This is a genomic window from Pseudomonas sp. LBUM1661 (assembly GCF_059695925.1).
Window position 1 is genome coordinate 4,232,153 of the sequence record NZ_CP166794.1, and the last position, 18,587, is coordinate 4,250,739.

An 18,587-nucleotide genomic window follows, 5' to 3' on the forward strand; every position below is an offset into this window, starting at 1 on the left:
ACCCTGTGGGAGCGAGCCTGCTCGCGATGGGCTTGAGGACACCGCGGGGCATCAGGCACCGAGCGTCATCGTTGACGTCCATCGCGAGCAGGCTCGCTCCTACAGGGGGCGACGTGATCAATCCTCGAGTGCGCGGACCCGCTCGTGGCGCTGCTGTTCATCGGGTTGTGCGGAGGTCTGCAAGGTGAAATCGAATTCGATTTCGGCAAACCGACCGCTCACACCATGGGCCGCGGCACGCGCTTGATCGTCGCTGAACGTGATTTTGGCGATCAGCTCGTCACGGGTGGCGTAGGCGAAATCGTCGTGCAGGTACTGATCGCCATCCAGGTTGATCTGGGTGGTCAGGTGACGATGATCCGGCGCGGAGATGAAGAAGTGCACGTGCGCCGGGCGTTGACCGTGACGGCCCAGTTGATCGAGCAGTTGCTGGGTCGGACCATCCGGCGGGCAGCCATAACCCGATGGCACGATGCTGCGGAAGCGATAGCAGCCTTCGGCATCGGTGACGATGCGCCGACGCAGGTTGAATTCCGATTGCGTGGTGTCGAAGTACGAATAGGTGCCGCCGGTGTTGGCGTGCCAGACGTCCACCACGGCACCCGCCAAGGGTTCGCCCGCGGTGTTGAACACCCGGCCTTGCATGAACAGCGTCACGCCCGGATCGACACCGTCATCCAGTCGCGCTTCGCCTTGCGACAGCGGCGCACCCGCCACGTACAGCGGGCCTTCGATGGTGCGCGGCGTGCCGCCAGCCTTGCCGGCCTGCTCGTCTTCAGCGTCCATCAGCAGGTCCAGGTAATGCTCCAGGCCGAGCCCGGCCACCAACAAACCGGCTTCCTGGCGTGCGCCCAGCACGTTGAGGTAGTTGACGGCTTTCCAGAATTCTTCCGGGGTGACGGCCAGGTCTTCGATGATGTTTACCGAATCCCGCAGGATGCGGTAGATCAGGGCCTTGGCACGCGGGTTACCGGCATCGTTGTGCAGGCCGCTGGCCTCTTCGAGAAATTTCTGGGCACTGGCAGTGTGGGAAATCTTGACGTTCATTTGGGTGGGTTCCTCATCTTGTAATTATTGGCGTAGCGAACTGAACAGGCTGGGCTCAGTGGTCATTCTCGCGAATCGAAGAAGGATGCCGGCACATCGCGTCGATCTCGATAGCCATGTACGGAAACAACGGTAATTGCATGAGCAGGTTGTGCAATTCCTCGACGCTGTCGACATCGAAAACGCTGTAGTTGGCATAGTGCCCGGCGATGCGCCACAGGTGACGCCACTTGCCTTGCTCTTGCAGGCGCTGGGCCAGGGCTTTCTCGTCAGCCTTCAATTGGGCCGCCGCTTCGGGGTTCATGTCGACCGGCAGATTCACGGTCATTTTTACGTGGAAAAGCATGATGCGCTCCTCAGACTTGATGAAGGACAGTGGATGTCTTGTCGCGTCGGTAAAACGCCAGGCGTTCTTCATCCAGGCTCAAGCCCAGGCCCGGGGTTTTCGGCACGTGCAGCTCGAAATCGCGGTAGACCAGCGGCTCGCTGAGAATGTCTTCGGTCAGCAGCAACGGGCCGAACAGCTCGGTGTCCCACGCCAGTTTATTCAGGGTGATAAAGGCATGGGCCGAGGCCAGGGTGCCGATTCCACCTTCGAGCATGGTGCCGCCGTACAGGCCGATACCGGCCGCCTCGGCAATCGCGGCGGTACGCAGCACGGCGCGCGGGCCGCCGTTCTTGGCGATCTTCAGGGCAAACACTGACGCCGCTCCGTCCCGCGCCAGATTGAAGGCGTCTTCAACGCATTCGATGGATTCATCGGCCATGATCGGCGCCGGGCTCATGGCATTCAAGCGCACCATGCCCGAGCGGTTGTTGCGAGAGATCGGCTGTTCGATCAGGTCGATGCCGTTGCTGCCCAGAATCCGGCAGGCACGCAGCGCGACGGCTTCATCCCAGGCCTGATTGACATCGACCCGCACGCTGGCGCGGTCGCCCAAGGCTTTTTTGATCGCAATGACGTGGGCCAGGTCGCGGTTGACTTCGCCGGCACCGATTTTCAGTTTGAAGATCCGGTGGCGACGCAGGTCGAGCATTTTTTCCGCTTCGGCAATGTCCTTGTCGGTGTCGCCGCTGGCCAGGGTCCAGGCCACCGGCAGCGCATCGCGAACGCGACCGCCCAGCAATTCGCTGACCGGCAGGCCAAGGCGCTTGCCCTGGGCGTCGAGCAAGGCGGTTTCGATACCTGATTTGGCGAAGGTGTTGCCCCGGATGCTGCGTTCCAGGCGCAACATCGCGGCATTCACGTTGGCGCTGTCCTGGCCCAACAGCAGCGGTGCAAAGTGACGGTCGATGTTGGTCTTGATGCTGTCAGGGCTTTCGTTGCCGTACGCCAGGCCACCGATGGTGGTGGATTCGCCGATGCCTTCAATGCCGTCGGCGCAGCGCACACGAATGATCACCAGGGTCTGGTTCTGCATGGTGTGCATCGCCAGTTTGTGCGGGCGGATGGTCGGCAGATCGACGATGATCGTCTCGATCGATTCAATGGCTGTTGCAAGCATGGCGATACCCGTCAGGTTCTTAAAGTTCTGGAACCGATTCTGGTACGGCTTTTTTCCTGAAGCCAATATAGAATTGGTCTGACTTGATACCTTAAAGGTATACAACCGACTAACGTCTGGAGGCCCCATGGAACTGCGTCACCTGCGTTATTTTCAGGTGTTGGCTCAAACCCTCAATTTCACTCGCGCCGCTGAGCTGCTGCACATCGCCCAGCCGCCGCTGAGTCGGCAGATTCAACAGCTGGAGGATGAGCTCGGGGTGTTGTTGCTGGAACGTGGGCGGCCGCTGAAGTTGACCGACGCCGGGCGTTTTTTCCATGAACACTCCACCGCCCTGCTCGAGCAATTGAACAAGGTCTGCGACAACACGCGGCGGATCGGTCTGGGCGAAAAGACCTGGCTGGGCATCGGTTTTGCACCCTCGACACTCTACGGCGTGCTGCCGGAACTGATTCGCCGCTTGCGCAGTGGCGAGCCGCTGGAGCTTGAACTGGGGCTCTCGGAAATGACCACCCTGCAACAAGTGCAGGCGCTCAAGGCCGGGCGAATCGATATCGGCTTCGGTCGAATCCGCATTGATGACCCGGCGATCATCCAGACCGTTCTCACCGAAGACCGGCTGGTCGCCGCCCTGCCCGCTGGCCATCCGTTGTTGGCCGGGCCAATCAGCCTTCGCCAACTGGCGAAGGAACCCTTTGTGCTATACCCCGGCAACCCGCGCCCCAGCTACGCCGACCATGTGATCGCGCTGTTCGAATCCTACGGTGTGAGCATCCATGTGGCGCAATGGACCAACGAACTGCAAACCGCCATCGGCCTGGTGGGAGCAGGCATCGGCGTGACGTTGGTGCCGGCTTCGGTGCAATTGCTGCACCGCGACGACATTGGCTTCACCCCGCTGCTGGAAGACAACGCCACCTCGCCGATCATCCTCAGCCGGCGGGTGGGCGATGTGTCGCCGGGGTTGAATCACTGCTTACAGATGATTGATGAACTGCAACCGCGAGAGCCGGCATCCTTGTAGGTTGCACGGCGTCGCTCAATGGGCATTTTTGTCCCAAAACCAATTCCAGATGCCCGGCAATTCAACCGCTTCTGAGCTGTCCTTGACGGTGCGCGCCATGGCCGCGCGCTGCAGCTCGGCCGTGTCGTCGTAAAACGGTTTTTGCGCGGTTTGCACGCCCGTCGCCTGGGCGCTGTCGAGGAGGATTTGCAGGTATTCCCGGGTATGCCGGGCGGTGTAGCGATTGAGGTCGTGGAAGGTCACCACCACCGGAATCACCCCGTCCACCACCGGCAACTCGCCCAGCGCGATGCGTTCGCGCACTTCGGACATGGTGCGCAGGAAGTGGGCCCGGCGCCGGGGGCTGGCGTTGAAGCCCCAGATCTTGCCGTCATTGGCGCTCAGGTCGGTGAGCAACACATGCAGGCCATGTTGCTGATACGCGGCGAAGGTCCGTTTGTCGTAGTTCCAGAACGGCGGGCGCAGCAGCGTCGTTGGCACGCCGGTGATCGCGGCAATGTCAGCGCTGCCTTTGCTCAGCGCCTGTTCCAGTTCTTCCGGGCTCAGGGAGCGGTGATTGGTGTGCGAGTGGGTGGCCGTGTGGAAACCGAGGATCTGCCCCTCCGCGTGTTCACGGCGCATGACTTCGCGACCGATGTCGCTGTCGCCGGCCCGTGGCGCACCGGTCTGCACGAAGAACACCGCTTTGATGTTCGGTTGCACCGGGTTACTGGCCAGGCTGTCGAGCACGGTCATCGTCGGGTTCCAGAAACTCGACGCGCTGGGACCGTCGTCGAAGGTCAGCAGAAAACGGATCGGTGGCTGCGCACGCAGACGCTGTTCGGTTTGCGGCGTCATGTCGATGGGAGCAGCGATGCAGCCCACCAGCCCGACGGCAATGGCGAGTGCAGATAGAACCTTGAACAGCTGTTTCATGGTGTGCCTTGGGCCAGACTGTTGCGCCCGCACAGATGTGCGGGCGCAGGTTGGATCAGGGTACACAGAGTTTGGTTCCAGCGCTGCCCGCGTTGGGGTTACTCGGTAAAGGACTGCTGGAATGAGCGGTCGATAATCGGCGCAGTGGCCAATTCGGCCGGCAGTGCCTTTACCTTGAACAGGAAGTCCGCGGTGCTCTGCAAATCCTTGGCGGCCTGCGCATCCACCGGGCCGACGGTCATGTGCGCCTGGCGTAACCAGTGGCGCGAGACGTTCTGATCGAGGTTGGCTTTCTTCGCCCAGAGATCGGCGTACTCGTCAGTGTGGTTGTCGACCCAGGCCCGGGCCTTTTTCAGGCGTACCAGGAAGTCGGCAATGGCTTCGCGCTTGCTCTCGATTGATGGCGTCGACGCGGCGATGGCGCTCAGGCCGGGCATCAGGTTCTTCGCGGTAAGAATCGGTCGGGCGCCGGAGAACAGGATCTGCTGGGAAATGTACGGTTCCCACACCGGGAACGCGTCGATACTGCCCTGAGGCAACGCGGCGGCGGCATCGATCGGCATCAGTTTGATGAAGTCGACGTAGTCTTCCGGCAGATCAGCTTTTTCCAACGCGCGCAGGGTCAATTGCTGGCTCCAGGCGCCGGGCCAGTAAGCGACTTTCTTGCCCTTGAGGTCGGCGATGGTTTTCACCGGCGAATCCTTGGGCACCAGCAAAGCAATGGTGTCCGGGTTTTGCCGCGAGACGCCGATCAGTTTCACCGGTGCCTGTTTGGCCGCAAGAAACAGAAAACCCGAATCCCCGAGAAAGCCCACGTCCAGCGCACCCGTGTTCAGCGCTTCGGCCAGCGGTGCGGCCGCCTGGAAATGCTTCCAGTCGACGGTATACGGTGCCCCTTTCAGCACGCCCGATGCCTCCACCGAGGCGCGAACGTTGTAGTAGTTCTGGTCACCGACGTGCAGGACGACGGGCTCGGCGGCGTAAGCCAAGGGGGCGGCAAACAGCGCGCTGGTCAGCAGACTGCGCACGAATCGGGACAGGTTCATCGGGGGTTCCTTGAGCGGTATTTAGATAGACCATAACGCTCTTACAGGAAGCCTTTGAAATTCTATTTAAGCATAAGCTAATGACCGGAAATTGACAGTGTTTGCCCTGCAACAGCCAGTCAACAGACTGTTTTTTCACGCACATCATCTGGGCTAACCTGGCCGGGATTTCCTTAGTTTCCCGAGACCAGTTTGAGTCCGATGACTCCGGCCAGAATGACCAACAGACAGAAGATTCTCAGCGGCGTCGTCGCATCGCCCAGCAACGCCATCCCGACGATGGCAGTGCCTGCCGCGCCGATTCCGGTCCAGACCGCGTAGGCCGTTCCCACCGGTAACGTACGAAGCGAAAGTGAAAGCAGAAAGACACTCGACAACCCGGTGGCGGCCGCCAACAGTCCAGGGGTCAAGCGGGTGAAACCTTCAGAGGCCTTCATAAAGAAGGCGAAGGCGATTTCGAGAATGCCAGCGATGCCAAGCAGTGCCCATGCCATAGATAAACGTCCCGTTAAGGTGGCTCAAAGAAGCGAGCGCCCGCCAATAAGCAGGCGCTCGTTGAAGGGCGGAATTACGCTTTTTCAGCGGCCGCAGGTTTCGAGCGGAACGTCACACCGAGGCGGTTGAAGGCGTTCATCAAGCTGATGCCGTAGGTCAGGTCCGCGAGTTCCTTATCGCTGAATTCAGCAGCCGCGGCGGCGTAGTCGGCATCGGGCACGCCGGTTTCGGCGACGCGGGTCACGGTTTCCGCCCAGGACAGCGCAACGCGTTCGCGGTGAGTGAAGACGTTGCCGGCGTCCCGCCAGACCGGCACCAAGACCAGCTTGTTTATCGCCACACCGAGCTTGAGCAAGTCACGGGAATGCATGTCGATGCAAAAGGCGCAGCCATTGATCTGCGAAACCCGCAGGTACACCAGATCGATCAATTCTGCGCTAAAGCCGCAGTTCTGCAGATAGACGTACACGCCGCCGAAAGCCTTGTAACCTTCCGGTGCAGCGCTGGCGTAGTTAAGACGATTGCTCATGGTGAATCCTTATGTTTGCTGTGTGGAGGACGCTATGGTGCGGCGGCTTGGCCTATGTTAGAAGGTCCATGATCTCTCTTGAGTTCTAGGCCATGACCAAACCCGCCAGCAGCTTTTCGCCCCTCGATCCCTCCTCCACTGAACCGATCTACCGGCAAATCTACTGGCGGTTTCGCGGTGCGATCACGGACGGCGTGCTCACCCCCGGCGACCGTATTCCAGCTGCGCGGGCGCTGGCCAAAGAACTCGGGTTGGCGCGAGGCACCATCGATACCGCGTATTCACTGCTGACCGCCGAGGGCTACATCCAGTCGCGTGGCCAGGCAGGCACGGTCGTGGCGCCAGGGATCAACGCCAGGGCTGCCGCTACCCCAAGCGCACACACCTTCAACCCGGCGAAAAACACCTCCGTCAGGAACAAGGCACCGGTCCTGCCCTTTCAAATGGCCCTGCCCGCGCTGGACGCCTTTCCGAGAAAAATCTGGGCGCAAATCGGCGCGCGCTGCGTGCGTGCCACGCGTATTCCGGACATGGCTAATCCATCGGTTTATGGCCTGGAATCGCTGCGCATCGCGATCGCCACCTACCTGCAGGTCGCGCGTGGCATCACCTGTTCACCCGCTCAAGTGTTCATCACCTCGGGCTATCGAAATACCCTGGCGCTGGTCGCTCACGCCCTGCTCAAACCCGGTGACCGCGTACTCGTCGAAGACCCGGGATACCCGCCCACCCGCGAATTGCTGGAACATTTGCAGATACAGGTAGCGCCCGTCGCCGTGGACCAGGACGGCATGCAGGTTGCGCATGGCGTAAACAGCGCGCCGGACGCCCGCGCCGCCGTCGTCACGCCGGCCCATCAAAGCCCGTTGAGCGTGTCGCTGTCGCTGCCGCGACGCCTGGAACTGCTGGAGTGGGCGAGCCGCGAGCAAGCGTGGATTGTCGAAGACGACTACGACGGCGAGTACCGCTACATCAGCCGCCCGCTGCCCGCGCTCAAGAGCCTGGATCGCGACGGGCGAGTGCTCTACGCCGGCACCTTCAGCAAGGTGCTGTTTCCCGGCATCCGCCTTGCTTACCTGGTGGTGCCCGAGGCGCAGGTCGAACGATTCGAACATGTCAGCCAGACCTTCCTCGGCGGTTGCCCGGAACTCACCCAGGCCATCGTCGCCACGTTTCTGACCGAGGGCCATTTCGCTCGGCATATCCAGCGCATGCGCAAACTCTACGGCGAGCGTCGGGAAGCGACTGCGCGAGGGCTGAAGAAAGCCTTGGGCGAGCACATCCGCGTTGATGCGCAGCCCGGCGGCATGCACCTGATTTTGCGACTGACGGATCAGCAGTCCGACCGCTCACTGGTCGAGCGCCTGCGCGAAGACGGCATTTACGCAGAAGCCCTGTCAGGCTGGAGCATCGGTGCCGAAACACACTCCGCGCTGATGCTCGGATTCGCCAACATCGACTCGCAAGACACCGCCGAACAACTGGGAAAACGCATCCTGGCGCTGATGTAAAACTGATCATGGTCCATTACAACACCCATTTCTTGGACCTTTTTCAGTGATCCAAGAGACCGCATCATGCAGATCCTGTTTACCCAAGCGCTACAAAGGATCCGCCATGAGCAGTGCAATCATGAACAGCCACGTACTCCGTCACGCCAATACCGAGGCTGAAGTGCGGGCGTGTTTTTCGGTCATGCAGCCACTTCGGCCACACCTGCACGACGAGATGGATTTCGCCGACAGACTCAGTCGGATGCACGCAGAAAACTACCACCTGCTGGCGGTCTGGCACGGCCCGAACGCCGTTGCACTGGCGGGCTACCGGTTCCAGGAAAACCTGCTGTATGGGCGTTTTCTCTACGTCGATGACCTGGTTGTCAGCCCGGCGCATCGACGCGAGCAATGGGGCGCACGCTTGCTCGAAGAGCTGGAGACCATCGCTCGCACCTCGGGCTGTCGGCAACTGGTGCTGGACACCGCGCTGTCGAACGCTCACGCACAGCGCTTCTATTTTCGTCATGGATTACTGACGAGTGCCATGCGTTTCTACAAGGTCCTGGAGGCGAACCCGACATGAAAATCCTGCGCGTGATTTGCAGCCCGCGAGGCGCATCCTCCGAGAGTTATCGGCTCTCGCAAACCATCATCAACCACTTGATCACCCGCCATCGCGGCAGTGATTTCATCATCGCCGAGCGCGGTGTCGGCGGACTCGCGCATGTCGACGCCGACTATGCCACGGCAGTCAGCAAACGACGGGATCCCTCCAGTGCCGTCGTCGCCACTGGCGCCTTGCTTCAGTCCGAGCGATTGATTCGAGAGCTGGAAAGTGCGGATTACCTGGTGATCGCGACCCCGATGCACAACATGACCCTCCCTTCAGCATTGAAAGCCTGGCTCGACCATGTGATTCAAGCGGACCGAACGTTCCGAATTGCGCCCGAAGGCAAAATCGCATTGCTGCGCGACCGTCCGGTTTTCGTCGCCATCTCTTCGGGCGGGACATTCTCTACCGACAACGCATCGCAACCCGACTTCCTGACGCCCTACCTCAGGGCTACGCTGGCAACGATCGGCTTGCTGAACGTGAAGTTCTTCTCGGTTGAAGGCACCGCGCAAAAACCAGACGCCTTGAACGCCACGCGAGAAAGAACGGAACGAGAAACGGCGGTGTACTTTTCGAAGCCGTTGCCGGCGACCGTTTAAAGCATTCAATCCCCAGCACAATCGACCGGGAAAAATCCAATGCCCACTCCCCTCCCACTGCGCAGTATTGCTGTGTTCTCCGGTTCCAACTACGGCTTCAACCCCGCGTATGTCGAAGGCGCCAAGGCGCTGGGGCGGGAAATTGCCAAGCGTGGCTTGCGGCTGGTCTACGGCGGCACCGACAAAGGCTTGATGGGCGTGATGGCCGATACCGTGCTCGCCGAGGGCGGTGAAGTCGTCGGCATCATTACGCGCCTGTTGTTCGACCTCGGGCATCTTCATCCGGGACTGACCCGGCATGAAGTGACGCAAGACATGCGCAGCCGAAAGACCCGCATGAGCGACTGCGCCGATGCGTTCATTGCATTGCCAGGTGGCCTGGGAACCTTTGAAGAGTTGTTTGAAGTGGCGACCTTGACGCAACTGGGCGAACACCACAAAGCCGTCGCCTGCCTGAACATCGGTGAGTTCTTCAATCCGGTTCGCAGCCTGCTCAACCATGCGGTGACGGAAGGCTTCATGAAAACCGAGCACAGCGAGATGCTGATCTTCAACACCGCCCCGTGTGCATTGATCGATGCACTGGAGCAATGGCAAGCCCCAACCGTCACAAAATGGATAACCCCCCTGTAGGAGCGAGCTCGCTCGCGATGGACGTTAACGATAACGCGTGATGGCTGGATCAACGCGTCGCCCTCAGGTTCATCGCGAGCGAGCTCGCTCCTACAAAAATAGGTTTTCGGGCCTTGGCGATGCTGCTCCCAAAAATTGTCGCCAGGGCCCTTTTTTATTGCTGAGCTTCATCCACCGGCACCTGCAATCCCACCTTGACGTTGCTCATCGACACCAGCGTCTTGAAGCGCTTGACGTTGTTGTTCTCGAAAAACAATTCACGCGCCAGCTCGGTGTACTGCTCCATGTTGCGCACCGCCAGCACCAACACAAAGTCCCACTCCCCGGCCACGTAGTAACACTGCTGCACCTGCGGGCAGTTGGCGAAGCTACGCTTCATGGCATCGAGCAAATCCAGACGCTCACTCTCCACTTCCACCTGGGCGACGATGGTCAGCGGGTAGCCGAGCTTGTCCTGATCCACCAGCGCCACCGTGCCTTTGATAAAACCCTCATGGGTGAGGCGTTTGAGGCGGCGATTGACCGCGGCAGAAGACAAATTGATCCGCTCGCCCAGTTCGCTTTGGGACAGGCCGGCATCTTGCTGGACGTGCGCGATCAGTTGCAGATCGAAAGCATCAAGGCTCATGGTGAAGGGGCTCGCAATAAAAATGATCCAAACCGCGATATTAAGTAATCAACGTACGGCTGATGCACGTTATTCAATAAAAAAGTGCGGGATGCGCGAGATAAAATTTCACTTCGCCACCCAAACCCTGGAGCCGACGATGCTGATCGCCAACCCCAACGCCAGCCGCACGGCCTATCCCGAAGAACTCAAGGCGATCCTGAACATTCAGGCTGCCGTTGAAAGCCGCGCCTGGCTGGCGCACTGGCCCCAGCTCAACCCTTCTGGCACGCCCCTGTTCAGCCTGCCCGACCTGGCCGCGAACCTGGGTGTCGCCGAGCTCTTGGTCAAGGATGAATCGAGCCGTTCGGAACTGGGCAGTTTCAAAGCCCTGGGCGCGCCGATTGCACTGGTGCGGTTAATCCTGCGGCGGTTCCCCGAACAACACTTCGAACCTCAGGGCCTGCTGACGGGCGAGTACCGCGACGCCCTCTCCGACTTCACGGTGATCAGCGCCACCGACGGCAACCATGGCCGGGCGCTCGCCGCAGCGGCGCGCAGCATCGGCTGCCCCTGCGTGATTGTGCTGCATGCCAACGTCAGCCGCGAACGGGAACAGGCTATCGCCGCGTATGGCGCGCGGATTGTGCGGGTCCCCGGTAACTACGACGAATCGGTGGAAGAAGCCGCCGCGCTGGCCATCGAACACAGCTGGCAGGTGGTGTCCGATACGTCCTACGAGGGCTACGAAGAGATTCCCCGGGACGTGATGCAAGGCTACGGCACCCTCGCCGCGGAAATCATTGAGCAGTTGGATGGCCGGACCTTCACCCACGTGTTCCTGCAAGGTGGCGTCGGTGGCCTGGCGGCGGGACTCGCCAGCTATTTCTGGGAGCTGTATGGACCCGCGCGGCCAACGATGATCGTCGTCGAACCACAGCAAGCCGATTGCCTGCTGCAAAGCGCCCTCAGCGGCCACGCAGCGAAAACTCACGGCTCGGTGGACTCGGTGATGGCGGGACTGGCGTGCGGTGAAACCTCGCCACTGGCGTGGACATTCCTCCACAACAGCATCGATCACTTCATGACGATTGAGGACGAGGACGCCGTCAACGCGATGCGCGTATTGGCGGCAGGCAGTGAGCGGGACGTTCCGCTGATTGCCGGTGAATCGGCGGTGGCCGGGCTCGCAGGGTTGATCCAATTGCTCAAGTCGCCACACCTCGCCACGCAAGTGGGCATTGATAAGCATGCTCGGGTTTTGTTGATCAGCACCGAAGGTGCCACAGCTCCTGCGGTGTACAGCGAACTGGTGGGTGAGACCGCTCAAACCGTGCAACAACGCCAGCAACACTGGTCATTCCAGCAGCGAGACCAGGCGCGGCTCAATTGAAGTTTCAAGCACCTCAAGCAGAGCCAGTGTCACCGGCAGCTTGAAACGCCGCCGCCCGGCGCTGCCGGGGTTGAGATAGAGCTGATCACCGCGCCATTCAATGCGAGGCTTGTGCGAATGGCCGGTGATCACCAGCTTTATGTCGGCATCGAGCACTTGCGGGACATCGGCGATGTCATGCACCAGCAACGCCTGCCATCCGTTGAGATCGAACCGCAGAAGGTCGGCGATATGCTCCGCCCAAGGAGCGCCGAGATCGTTATTACCGCGTACGACGTGCAGCGGGGCGATCGATGCCAGTTGATCGAGAATGTCGAGGTTGCCGATGTCTCCCGCATGAATGATTCGCTCACACCCTTCCAGGGCCGCGCGGGCTTCGGGGCGAAGCAAGCCATGGGTATCGGAAATCACGCCAACTTTCATGCCAGGCTCCGTTCAGCTATTGATGCGGAACAGCGACTCAAAACGCCCTCCAGGAAGGCGTGTTGAATCCTGCTTCAACTCAAAGGCGTGCTTTGACTAATACCCTGTACTTGTTGATTACAAGCGCATGCCTTTGAACGGGTTCCAACCCTGTTCGCCCTTTTGTTCCTTGAGGTAGTAAGCATAGTTAGTCATGAGGGCGTAGGACAGATTGAAAGCAAACCCCACGGCAAAGTTGAGCTGTTTGGCATAGGCGAAATCGGTCAACGCATAGACGGCGTCCAGCGCGAAAGATAACGCCACCATGATTGCAATCAGCGTCAGATTCTTCTTCCACAGTCCGAGCACAAACAGGTAAATCGGCCCAAAGAAGAACGCGATGAAGTTTGCGTTAATGGTTCTCTTCTGTTTGCCGGGAAGCTGCTTGAGTGCCTCTTTGTAACCCGGTGCATTGGGCGCACCGTGGGCATCGAAAAACGCAAACCGCTCCTGCCATTTTGCGCTGTACTTGCTGTTGCCTTGCACTTGATCAGTCGTGTTCATTCTATAAGTCCTTTAGTCCTTGAATGGGGTGTTGCTTCCAGATCCTTTGTGTCGCGATGTGTCTTGTGCTCCGGGGCCACCATACCCTCATTTCAGAGGCCGTGTGGAATCAAGCCAAAAACACCATCCCTGTTGCATGCTGCGTTCGACTCTGTAGCAACTTGGCGCCGAGGGTTCATTGCAGCTTGAGGACATCGCCGTAGCGTACTGGTATCTGCATTCGCAACCGCCCAGCGCGTGGACCCAGGAACTGGATTTACGGCGCTTCAAGGAATCGTTTTGATCGCCCCCCGTCCAGACGCTTCAGAGCCGAGCAGGTGAAACGATGATTTTGACGTTGTGCTCCTTGTTGTTCACCAACTCTTCGAAGCCCCGGCCGACAATCTCTTCCAGCTGAATGCGCCCGGTCACCAGTGGCGTAATGTCCAGCCGGCCATCGGCGATAAAGGCGATCACGTCAGCGAACTCGCCGTTGTAGGCCAGTGAACCGATGACCTGTTTTTCGGTGGCCACCAGCTCGAAGAAATTGAACTCGCTGGGTTCTTCGAAGATGCCCACCATCACACATTTGCCGGCCTTGCGGATGAGATCGATGGCGAACTTGGCCGTGTGTTTGTTGCCGATGCATTCAAAGCTGACATCGGCCCCGAGCCCACCCGTCAGGCGATGCACCTCAGCCAGCGCGTCGCATTCATTGGGGTCGAGCACATGGCTGGCGCCCACTTCCAGGGCCTTGGCCTTGCGCGCGCCGGACATTTCCAGGGCGATGACCTGCGCCGCACCCGCTGCCTTGGCGCACATGATGGTGCACAGGCCAATAGTGCCCGCGCCAACCACCACCACATTTTTCCCCAGCAAACTGCCGGCCTTTTTCACCGCGTGCATGCCCACTGCCAAGGGCTCGATCAGCGCCCCGGCTTCGGCTGGAAAGTTGGCCGGCAACTTGTACAACAGGTTGGCCGGCACGTTGACCAACTCGGCGAACGCGCCATTGTTCATCAGCCCAGTGAAGGCCAGGTTCTCGCAAATGTTGTACAAGCCGTGCGTGCAGTAATAACAGGTGCCGCAGTGCTGACAGGCATCGGCGGCCACCGGTTCACCCACATTGAAACCCTCGACACCGGCTCCAATCTCGACGATCTCGCCACAGAACTCGTGACCGAGAATGCACTGCCCCTTGATCCCGGTCAGCGGGTGCGGCGCGTCTACCGGAATGAACACCGGTCCGGCCACGTACTCATGCAAATCGGACCCGCATATCCCGCACCACTGCACGCGAATCTGCACCCAGCCTGCCGGTGGCGATATCGGCAGCGGAACGTCTTCGACGCGGATGTCATTACGGCCATGCCAGACGGCGGCACGCATGCTGCGGGACGGATTGATTGAAAGGCTCATGCTGGAATCTCCTTGAAAAAAGTTGGCCCGGCAGCCCGCAAGGGGCTGCCGGGAACGCATCACTGCTGTTGCACAAAGTCCAGGATCAGCCGATTGACCTGCTCGGCCGCCTCCATCTGCACCATGTGCGCCTGACCCGGCAGGATCTCGACCCGGGCCTGCAGCCCAGCGCTGTGGGCCGCAGGAATGATTGCGTCGTCACTGCCCCAGATCAGCAATACCGGCTGCTGGCCTTCCTGCACCACGTGGCGCAAATCCAGCTGTTGCCGGCCATCGGCAAACAGGCCTGACACGAGCATCCTCAATGCCGCGTCCACGCCTTCGAGGCGTTTGTACTTGAGCATGTCTTCAAGCATCTGCCGGTTGACCAATTCAGCATTGGAGAACAACTGCACCAGCTGCGGCTTGAGCGCATTGCGATTGGCCGCGTCGACAAAACCTTGCAGGTACGCACCGTTGATGTCCGTCCCCAGGCCCGCGCTGCCGATCAGGGTCAGGGAACACACGCGTTGCGGTGCAAGGCGCGCCGCGTTCAGCGAGACCGCGCCACCCATGGAATGACCCACCAGATGCGCCGCTGGGATGTCCAGATGATCGAGCAGCGACAGCAGCACTTCGCTCAGCTCATTCAGATCGCCGCGCGCCAGTTGCTTGCTCGACTCGCCATGACCCGGCAGGTCAAGCGCGATCACGCGGCGCCCTACCGCCAAGGCTTCGTGGTTGAACAACCAGTTGTTCAGATCACCGCCAAAGCCGTGCACGAGAACCAACGGCACCCCGCCTTCGCCGCGCTCGAAGTAGCGGATCACCCGTCCCTCCAGCTCGACCTTTTGCGGCTTCGGTCCACTGTCTTCCTCGGTTCCGTCGCCGGGCACAAACGCTGCCTGAAACTGCTCGACCACCGCATCGATCTCCGCCTCACTGGCGTCGCCCTCGACCACAATGCCCAGCAAGGCACCGACGGCGAGGGTTTCATCCTGACGCGCGATCTGACGGCGCAGCACCCCGGAAAACGGCGCCTCGACGCTGCTGGAAATCTTGTCGGTGTCCACGTCCAGCACTTCATCGCCCTTGGTGATCGCCTGCCCTTCTTCCTTGAGCCAGACATCGACCCGGCCTTCGGTCATGGACAGGCCCCACTTGGGCATGGTCAGGGTATGGATCTGGCTCATGAACGCTTGCTCCACTCGATCAGTTTGAGCACGGCATTTTCGATCTTCGCCGCGTCAGGGATGTACAGGTCTTCGAGGGCGTCGGAGAACGGCACCGGCGTGTGCGGCGCGGTCACCATCTCGATCGGTGCCTTGAGCGAGGCAAAGGCTTTTTGCGCCACCAGCGCCGAGATGTCGGTGGCCATCGAGCAGCGTGGGTTGGCTTCGTCGATCACCACCAGGCGCCCGGTCTTTTCGACACTTTCGAGGATGCTGTCTTCGTCCAGCGGGCTGGTGGTGCGCAGGTCGATGACCTCGCAGTCGATGCCGCGCCCGGCCAGGCTGCGGGCGGCATCCATCGCCGTGTTGACCGTGCGCCCGTAGGACACCAGGGTCACGTCCTTGCCATCACGCAGGAAGTTGGCTTCGCCGAACGGAATGGTATAGAGCTCTTCCGGCACTTCGCCTTGCATGCTGTAGAGCATTTTGTGTTCGCAGAAGATCACCGGATCGTTGTCGCGGATGGCCTGGATCAACAGGCCCTTGGCGTCGTAAGGCGACGACGGACAGACCACTTTCAACCCCGGAATATGCGTCCACAGCGACGTGAGCATTTGCGAGTGCTGGGCGGCAGCGCGCAGCCCGGCGCCGACCATGGTGCGGATCACTAAGGGCGTGGAGGCCTTGCCGCCGAACATGTAGCGGAACTTCGCCGCCTGGTTGAGGATCTGGTCCAGGCAGCAACCGGCGAAGTCGACGAACATCAATTCACACACCGGACGTACGCCACAGGTCGCGGCGCCGACCGCCGCGCCGACATAGCCCAACTCCGACAATGGCGTGTCCAGCACGCGACCGGGGAATTGGTGATAAAGGCCTTTGGTCACGCCCAGCACACCGCCCCAGGCATCGTTCTCACCGGGGGCACCGGCACCGCCGGCGACGTCTTCACCCATGATGAACACGCTGGGGTCGCGGCGCATTTCCTGGGCCAGGGCTTCGTTGATTGCCTGTTGATAGCTGATTTTTCTCGCCATGATGAAGGTCTCGATTATTGTTATAGGGGGCGATCAGGGATAGGACACGTAGACGTCGGTGAGCAGGTCGGCCGCGCTGGGCTTGGGGTCGGACTTGGCCTTGCGCACGGCGTTTTCGATCAGCAGCTCCACTTCACTGTCGATCTGGTCCAGTTGGCTGGCATCGACCAGGCCGGTGCGGGTGGTGCGCTCGCGGAACTGCATCAGGCAGTCATTGTTCTCGCGGAAATACTTGACCTCGTCCGGTGCGCGGTAGGTCTGGGCGTCGCCCTCGAAGTGCCCGTAATAGCGGGTCAACTTGACCTCGATCAGCGACGGTCCTTCCCCAGCCCGGGCCCGCTCCACGGCAGCACCGGCGGCTTCGTGAACGGCGAAAAAGTCAAAGCCGTCGACCGTGACGCCGGGCATGCCAAAACCGGCCGCGCGGTCGGCGATGTGATCGCAGGCCACCGACCAATTGGACGCCGTGGCCTCGGCGTAACCGTTGTTCTCGGCAATGAACAGGCACGGCAGGTTCCACACCGAGGCCATGTTCATCGCCTCGAACACCGCGCCTTCGTTGGAGCCGCCGTCACCGAAGAACACCACGGCAACGCTGTCGGTGCCCTTGAGTTTGGCGGCCAGTGCCGCACCGACCACTAGCGGCGCACCGGCACCGACGATACCGTTGGCACCGAGCATGCCCTTCTCGAAATCAGCGATGTGCATGGAGCCGCCCTTGCCCTGGCAGACCCCGGTTTTCTTGCCGTAGATCTCGGCCATCATCCCGTACACATCGACGCCCTTGGCGATGCAATGACCATGGCCACGGTGGTTGGACGCGATGCAATCGTCATCGCCCAGGTGGGCCATGACACCGGCGGCCGAGGCCTCTTCACCGGCATACAAGTGGACGAAACCGGGGATCTCGCCGGTGGCGAATTCCACGTGCAGGCGCTCTTCAAAGACGCGGATAGTGCGCATCACCCGGTAGGCATGCAGCAATTGATCAGCGGTCAGCTGTGTCGACATTTTTATTCTCCAGGGTGTCTTGAGACGTTCAGGGGGTGTTGCGGGTGTTCGCGACCGATGGCCAGCAACCGTTGTTGCGCGGCGTAGGCCAGGGCCGCATTGACATCGATGCTCATCGGGCCGCCGGCATCGAGGGTCACTGTGGGCCGGTCATCGGCGTTGAATTCGATTTCGCGCTCGCCATCCAGGGCCAGGGTGCCGCTGCTCAGGCACAGACTGTGGGCGACGCCGGGTTCGAGACTGCCGGCGGCGAGCACGCCGCAGCCTTGCAACAGGCCGGGCGCCAGTGGCACCAGCAAGGCTTCGGGGGATTGCGGGTCAAGGCGCATCCAGGCGCCGCCCGATGCCTGGCGCGACACTGGAAACCACAAGCCGCACAGGGCCGAGATGCCGATGGATTGAGGTTCGGCAAAGGTCACGAACACTTCGGCCAGATCGATCCCGCGGCTGATGGCACGGGCACCGATGAAGGGCAGCGAAGACACCGCGACGTCCACCAGCGCCACTTCGCACACGTCGCGGCTCGGGACCTGGACCAGCAGACGCTTGTTGCGGCGCAAGGCAATCTCGGGCGGGATCCGTCCGCTGGCGAATAACCCACCGGCCAGTCCGGCACTGGTGGCTTCGCGCAATTCGGGGAAGGCATTGTTGGTGCCGGTGGACAGGGTCAGCAGCGGAATGTCGCCGACCTCGGCCGCCACCGCTTTGTGGGTGCCGTCACCGCCGAGCACGGCAATCAGCGAGACGCCGCGCTCAGCCATCCAGCGCGCTGCCTGGCGCGTATCCACCACGCTCTGGCGCAAGCGCAGATCGAGAAACTCCAACGTTGGCCAATGGCTGTCGCGAGCCTGGCGGCTATGGCTGTTTTTCAATACCGCTGCGGCAATGCCGGTCATGTCAGTGGGCATCAGCACCCGCTCGACACCGGTGGCGCCAAACGCCGCCAGCAGCCGCTGGATCACCGACACCTTGTCAGTGCTGGAAAACAGCCCGGCGTTGGCGGTCAGGCGTCGCACGTCCCGGCCGGACGCCGGGTTGGCAATGATGCCAACGGTCAGGGGCAAGCGACTCATGTCGCCACCGCAGTTAGAACAGGGAAAGAGCCTCGGCAGGAGGACATGG

At 60.9% G+C, this 18,587-nt stretch carries 21 protein-coding genes; 6 read left to right on the forward strand and 15 right to left on the reverse strand.

All coding sequences use genetic code 11. The features are described 5' to 3' along the window. Window positions 1-117: 117 nt before the first annotated feature. Genes catA through ACA057_RS19420 form a run of 3 tightly spaced genes read right to left on the reverse strand, consistent with a single transcriptional unit; the run spans window position 118 to window position 2,552 of the window. Window positions 118-1,047 (reverse strand): catechol 1,2-dioxygenase, encoded by a 930-nt coding sequence (gene catA, locus ACA057_RS19410; RefSeq protein WP_497341458.1) that lies wholly within the window; start codon window positions 1,045-1,047, stop codon window positions 118-120. Window positions 1,048-1,102: 55 nt separating this feature from the next. Beyond that, on the reverse strand, window positions 1,103-1,393 hold the full coding sequence (gene catC, locus ACA057_RS19415; protein ID WP_497341460.1) for a muconolactone Delta-isomerase: 291 nt from the start codon (window positions 1,391-1,393) through the stop codon (window positions 1,103-1,105). Window positions 1,394-1,403: 10 nt separating this feature from the next. Next, on the reverse strand, window positions 1,404-2,552 hold the full coding sequence (locus ACA057_RS19420) for a muconate cycloisomerase family protein (RefSeq protein ID WP_497341462.1): 1,149 nt from the start codon (window positions 2,550-2,552) through the stop codon (window positions 1,404-1,406). Between the two features lie 127 nt (window positions 2,553-2,679). On the opposite strand from ACA057_RS19420, the gene ACA057_RS19425 reads away from it, so the two are divergent. Beyond that, window positions 2,680-3,576, forward strand: a complete 897-nt coding sequence (locus ACA057_RS19425) for a LysR family transcriptional regulator (RefSeq protein WP_497341464.1) — start codon at window positions 2,680-2,682, stop codon at window positions 3,574-3,576. Between the two features lie 15 nt (window positions 3,577-3,591). Here ACA057_RS19425 and ACA057_RS19430 read toward each other — a convergent pair whose 3' ends face one another. From ACA057_RS19430 to ACA057_RS19445, 4 genes are all read right to left on the reverse strand, one after another. Continuing rightward, window positions 3,592-4,491, reverse strand: coding sequence for a polysaccharide deacetylase family protein (locus ACA057_RS19430; protein ID WP_497341466.1), 900 nt, complete (start codon window positions 4,489-4,491; stop codon window positions 3,592-3,594). A gap of 98 nt (window positions 4,492-4,589) precedes the next feature. After that, window positions 4,590-5,537 carry an ABC transporter substrate-binding protein gene (locus ACA057_RS19435; protein ID WP_497341468.1) on the reverse strand — a complete coding sequence of 316 codons (948 nt, stop codon included), beginning with the start codon at window positions 5,535-5,537 and terminating at the stop codon, window positions 4,590-4,592. 173 nt (window positions 5,538-5,710) lie between these two features. After that, window positions 5,711-6,031, reverse strand: coding sequence for a DMT family transporter (locus tag ACA057_RS19440; protein WP_497341470.1), 321 nt, complete (start codon window positions 6,029-6,031; stop codon window positions 5,711-5,713). A 74-nt stretch (window positions 6,032-6,105) separates the two neighbouring features. Next, window positions 6,106-6,561 carry a carboxymuconolactone decarboxylase family protein gene (locus ACA057_RS19445; protein WP_497341472.1) on the reverse strand — a complete coding sequence of 152 codons (456 nt, stop codon included), beginning with the start codon at window positions 6,559-6,561 and terminating at the stop codon, window positions 6,106-6,108. A gap of 92 nt (window positions 6,562-6,653) precedes the next feature. On the opposite strand from ACA057_RS19445, the gene pdxR reads away from it, so the two are divergent. The 4 genes from pdxR to ACA057_RS19465 all read left to right on the forward strand — a co-directional run bounded on the left by pdxR (window position 6,654) and on the right by ACA057_RS19465 (window position 9,902). Then, window positions 6,654-8,072 (forward strand): MocR-like pyridoxine biosynthesis transcription factor PdxR, encoded by a 1,419-nt coding sequence (gene pdxR, locus ACA057_RS19450; RefSeq protein WP_497341474.1) that lies wholly within the window; start codon window positions 6,654-6,656, stop codon window positions 8,070-8,072. Between the two features lie 106 nt (window positions 8,073-8,178). Then, a complete protein-coding gene (locus tag ACA057_RS19455; protein WP_497341476.1) occupies window positions 8,179-8,640 on the forward strand; it encodes a GNAT family N-acetyltransferase in 462 nt (153 codons plus the stop codon). Further along, window positions 8,637-9,269, forward strand: coding sequence for an FMN-dependent NADH-azoreductase (locus ACA057_RS19460; protein WP_497341478.1), 633 nt, complete (start codon window positions 8,637-8,639; stop codon window positions 9,267-9,269). Before ACA057_RS19455 ends, ACA057_RS19460 begins: the two co-directional genes overlap by 4 nt. 39 nt (window positions 9,270-9,308) lie before the next feature. Beyond that, window positions 9,309-9,902 (forward strand): LOG family protein, encoded by a 594-nt coding sequence (locus ACA057_RS19465; RefSeq protein WP_497341480.1) that lies wholly within the window; start codon window positions 9,309-9,311, stop codon window positions 9,900-9,902. 154 nt (window positions 9,903-10,056) lie between these two features. On the opposite strand, the gene ACA057_RS19470 is transcribed toward ACA057_RS19465, so the two are convergent. Further along, complete coding sequence (locus ACA057_RS19470; RefSeq protein ID WP_497341482.1) at window positions 10,057-10,530, reverse strand: Lrp/AsnC family transcriptional regulator; 474 nt, start codon at window positions 10,528-10,530, stop codon at window positions 10,057-10,059. Window positions 10,531-10,669: 139 nt separating this feature from the next. Between ACA057_RS19470 and ACA057_RS19475 the strand changes: the two genes are divergently transcribed. After that, window positions 10,670-11,902, forward strand: coding sequence for a diaminopropionate ammonia-lyase (locus ACA057_RS19475; protein WP_497349960.1), 1,233 nt, complete (start codon window positions 10,670-10,672; stop codon window positions 11,900-11,902). On the opposite strand, the gene ACA057_RS19480 is transcribed toward ACA057_RS19475, so the two are convergent. From ACA057_RS19480 to ACA057_RS19510, 7 genes are all read right to left on the reverse strand, one after another. After that, entirely contained in the window at window positions 11,867-12,325 is a 459-nt protein-coding gene (locus ACA057_RS19480; protein WP_497341484.1) for a metallophosphoesterase family protein, read from the reverse strand. The genes ACA057_RS19475 and ACA057_RS19480 overlap by 36 nt on opposite strands. 117 nt (window positions 12,326-12,442) lie before the next feature. After that, window positions 12,443-12,868, reverse strand: coding sequence for a DUF2628 domain-containing protein (locus ACA057_RS19485; protein WP_497341486.1), 426 nt, complete (start codon window positions 12,866-12,868; stop codon window positions 12,443-12,445). Window positions 12,869-13,171: 303 nt separating this feature from the next. Beyond that, a complete protein-coding gene (locus tag ACA057_RS19490; protein WP_497349962.1) occupies window positions 13,172-14,236 on the reverse strand; it encodes a 2,3-butanediol dehydrogenase in 1,065 nt (354 codons plus the stop codon). 89 nt (window positions 14,237-14,325) lie between these two features. Further along, window positions 14,326-15,438 carry an acetoin dehydrogenase dihydrolipoyllysine-residue acetyltransferase subunit gene (locus tag ACA057_RS19495; RefSeq protein WP_497341488.1) on the reverse strand — a complete coding sequence of 371 codons (1,113 nt, stop codon included), beginning with the start codon at window positions 15,436-15,438 and terminating at the stop codon, window positions 14,326-14,328. Further along, the gene (locus ACA057_RS19500) at window positions 15,435-16,454 is read right to left on the reverse strand and encodes an alpha-ketoacid dehydrogenase subunit beta (RefSeq protein WP_497341490.1); all 1,020 of its coding nucleotides are present in this window, start codon (window positions 16,452-16,454) and stop codon (window positions 15,435-15,437) included. Before ACA057_RS19500 ends, ACA057_RS19495 begins: the two co-directional genes overlap by 4 nt. A gap of 33 nt (window positions 16,455-16,487) precedes the next feature. Continuing rightward, the gene (locus ACA057_RS19505; protein ID WP_497341492.1) at window positions 16,488-17,465 is read right to left on the reverse strand and encodes a thiamine pyrophosphate-dependent dehydrogenase E1 component subunit alpha; all 978 of its coding nucleotides are present in this window, start codon (window positions 17,463-17,465) and stop codon (window positions 16,488-16,490) included. Between the two features lie 2 nt (window positions 17,466-17,467). Next, a complete protein-coding gene (locus ACA057_RS19510) occupies window positions 17,468-18,538 on the reverse strand; it encodes an ATP-NAD kinase family protein (protein WP_497341494.1) in 1,071 nt (356 codons plus the stop codon). Window positions 18,539-18,587: the final 49 nt, after the last annotated feature.